General features: G+C 72.9%; 3 protein-coding genes and 1 pseudogene. 2 read left to right on the top strand and 2 right to left on the bottom strand.

Annotated elements, in window-relative coordinates:
* The first annotated feature begins 538 nt into the window (after nucleotides 1-538).
* Nucleotides 539-1,039, top strand: coding sequence for a hypothetical protein (locus tag ACFCY1_RS33010; protein WP_375876956.1), 501 nt, complete (start codon nucleotides 539-541; stop codon nucleotides 1,037-1,039).
* Between the two features lie 28 nt (nucleotides 1,040-1,067).
* On the opposite strand, the gene ACFCY1_RS33005 is transcribed toward ACFCY1_RS33010, so the two are convergent.
* Complete coding sequence (locus ACFCY1_RS33005; RefSeq protein ID WP_375876955.1) at nucleotides 1,068-1,682, bottom strand: hypothetical protein; 615 nt, start codon at nucleotides 1,680-1,682, stop codon at nucleotides 1,068-1,070.
* Nucleotides 1,683-1,772: 90 nt separating this feature from the next.
* On the opposite strand from ACFCY1_RS33005, the gene ACFCY1_RS33000 reads away from it, so the two are divergent.
* The gene (locus ACFCY1_RS33000) at nucleotides 1,773-2,546 is read left to right on the top strand and encodes a class I SAM-dependent methyltransferase (protein ID WP_375876954.1); all 774 of its coding nucleotides are present in this window, start codon (nucleotides 1,773-1,775) and stop codon (nucleotides 2,544-2,546) included.
* Nucleotides 2,547-2,772: 226 nt separating this feature from the next.
* Here ACFCY1_RS33000 and ACFCY1_RS32995 read toward each other — a convergent pair.
* Nucleotides 2,773-3,051 (bottom strand): annotated as a pseudogene (locus ACFCY1_RS32995) (IS982 family transposase); the annotation flags it as partial.

Below are 3,051 nucleotides of genomic sequence, written 5' to 3'. Positions count from 1 at the left end.
CCGTTTTTGGGGGGGGGGGTTGGCCTGTTGGGGGCTCCGGGGGGGGGGGTGGGGGCCCGGGCCGGCGCGCGACGCCGCCCCGGCCGCCTCGTCCCGCGAGGGCCCCGGTTCGCTCGCGGTGCGGGAAGGCTGCGGAGGGCGGTTTTCGGGGGCCGCCAGGGTGAGCTGCGGGATGCGACGGGGGATCGGGGCGGCGAGCTGTCGGCCGCAGCCCGGCTTGGAGGCGGCCGCGCGGAGGGTTGTCCTGGCGGGTTGGTCGATTGTGGGCTTGTCGTCTTGGCCGGGGGGCCTTCCTGGTGCTTCCGGGGCGGCGGTAGGAGTGTTGGGCCGCGGGGGGGGGGGGGGGGGGCGGGGGGGACGCCGCCCTCGGCGGGGTGGGGGGGGGTGGGGGGGGGGGGTTGGGGTTTGTTGGTTTGGGGGTTGGTGGTTTGGGCGGGGGGGCGTTCGGGGTGGTGCGGGGGGGGGGTTTGTTTTTTTGGGCCGCGCGATAAGTCGGGCCGGCCGACTTCTCGCGCGAGGATCGGATGGAGGGGCAGGGGTGGGACGTCTGTTGAGGACGGTGTCCGGGGTTCGCTGGGGAGAGCTGCGCGATGTGACCGGGGCTCCGGCCGGCCGCATTCCCCCGCTACTGTCCCGGATCGCCTACGGGGACGAGGGCTCGGCCCGCAGGGCTGTCGGTGAACTGGCCGATGTCGTCTGCGCGCTGGGGTTCGTCGTCGGCGAGGTGACGGCTCCCACAGTCCCGTTCCTGCTCGAACTGGTCGGGGCGCCGCACGTGGTCTGCAAGGCCGAGTTGTTGGACCTGCTGGGAAGCATCTGCCAGGCCGACCAGTGGCACTCCGCCGCCGCGGCAGCCGGCGACCGGCACGGCGCGAGCCGTCGGCCGCAGGTCGACTTGGAGGCGGCCGCGAGGAGGGCCGTCCACGCGGGTTGGTCCGTCATCGTGGGTGTGGCCTCCTCCGTGCGGCCGGAGGAGGCTGGGGCTGCGCGGAGGCTGCTGCGGGTGATGGACGACGCTCCGCCGTTTCCGGAGGCGTGACCGGGGACCGGTGGTCGCGGGGTGGTCCTCAGGTGTCGAAGGTGATGGCGGGCGTCCCGGAGTTCCGGGTGAGGAAGTGCAGCAGCTCGGCGAAGCCGCGCGCGTCGTCGAGGGCCTTGTGGGTGTGCCGCACGCCGCCGAGCCAGTGCGGGGGCAGCGCCGGTGCCGGGAGGTCCGCGGGCGGTCGGCCGGTCAGTGCCGCCGTGTACGAGCGCAGGCACAGGGCCGGGCCGTGGAAGAGGAGATCCTGCTCGTAGGGGCCCTGGTGCAGTCCGAAGGAGGTGAACCGGCGCAGGTAGTAGTCGATCCAGGTTCCGTCGAACGACAGGGGTGCCGCGGCGAACGCCCGCCGACCGGGTAGGGACCGGATCCACTCGACGTACCCGGTCATGACGTCGGTGACGGGCTCCGGGTTCGTCGTCGCGGCCTCCCAGGCGCCCGGCTCGGAGTCGAACCATTCCTTCGTGCGCGGGTTCGGGGCCGATCCGGGAAGCGGTTCGAGGACGGCTTCGAACTCGCCGAAGGTCCGGCCGTCCATGGTCGTGGCCACGGACGCGAAGGACCGCATCGAGTTCGGTCCCGGCCACGGGCCGTCCACCTCGATGTCGGTCACCACGTAGGTCCAGTCGCTGAGTTCGGTCATGCGGCCGACGCTACCGCCACGGCCTCCCCCGTCGGTGCGGGTTCACGCGAAGCGGTTGCCGCCGGTGGTCCCGTTTGATGGGCTGGTCGGATGGGACACGCGGGGCAGGAGAGCCGGACGGCGAGGTACGACCGGATCGGCGTCGGGTACCGGCAGGTCCGTCGGCCCGATCCGCGGCTGCACGCGTTGATCGGGTCGGCGCTGCGGGGAGCGCGCACGGTGGTCAACGTCGCTGCGGGGGCGGGGTCGTACGAGCCGGAGGACGCCGAGGTCACGGCCGTCGACCCGTCGCAGGTCATGCTCGACCAGCATCCGGGGGAGCGGAAGGTCAAGGCCTCGGCCGAGCAACTGCCCTTCGAGGACGGGGCGTTCGACGCGGCGATGGCCGTCCTGACCGTCCACCACTGGTCGGACCCGCGACGCGGGCTGGCCGAGCTGTGGCGGGTCGCGAGGCGGCAAGCGGTGTTCACCTGGGATCCGGCGCACCGGCCGCAGCTGTGGCTGCTGGAGGACTACCTGCCGGAGATCAGGGAGTTGGAGGACTCCCGCTTCACGGCGCTGGAGGAGGTGGTGGAGGCCCTGGACGCGCACACCGTGCTGCCCTTCCCCGTTCCCTGGGACTTCACCGACGGCTTCCAGATCGCCCACTGGCGGCGGCCCGAGCGCTACCTGGACCCGGTGGTCCGGCAGGCCAGTTCGACCTTCGCGCAGCTGCCGCCGGAGGTGGTCGAGCCGGCCGTCGAACGGCTGCGGGCCGACCTCGCCTCGGGGGCGTGGCACCGGCGGTACGCCGACCTGCTCGACCAGGACAGCATGGACTACGGCTACCGCCTGGTCCTCGCCGGCGAGCGGCCGGCCGGGTAGGCGTTGTCGGCGGCTGCCGCCGCACAGGAAGTCGGCCCGGCCGACTTCCCGTGCAGCGCGGCTGGTTGGCCGAGGGCCGTGAACGGAGCGCAGGACTCGCAGGTGTGGATCCCGGGGTACGAGGACGGCCCCTCAGTGCCGGGCGAAGCCCTGCTGGGGCGCGGTGGCCGTCAGGTCGTCGAGGGGGAGCCGACTTCCGGCGGCTAGATGAATGAGTCCGATGTCCTCAGTGGTCATAGGCGATGAGTGAGCGCTTGATCGCGGCGCCGGTGTTCCAGTTGTGCCAGATCGCGGCGGCGAGGGCGAGTAGGCGCTGACCGGTGCGGGCGAAGACGCCGGCCTCGGTTCGTGCGCCGTGCTGTTCGAGGCTGAGCTGGCCCTTGAGGGTGTCGATGACCGCCTCGATCCATTGGCGGACGCGGGCGAGCCTGCCGAATCGGGCAGGCTCGCCCTTGCGGTCGGGCCGGACCAGGTGCGCGCCGAGCCCGTCGGTGACGAAGGCCTC

The organism is Kitasatospora sp. NPDC056273, from assembly GCF_042268845.1.
Lineage (GTDB): Bacteria > Actinomycetota > Actinomycetes > Streptomycetales > Streptomycetaceae > Kitasatospora.
Note: the sequence above shows the minus strand (reverse complement) of the source record. Positions and strands in the feature narration are given on the sequence as shown.

Coding starts and splice junctions, on each gene's coding strand:
- ACFCY1_RS33005 (WP_375876955.1), bottom strand. CDS start 1,682: ATGACCGAACTCAGCGACTGGACCTACGTGGTGACCGACATCGAGGTG.
- ACFCY1_RS33000 (WP_375876954.1), top strand. CDS start 1,773: ATGGGACACGCGGGGCAGGAGAGCCGGACGGCGAGGTACGACCGGATC.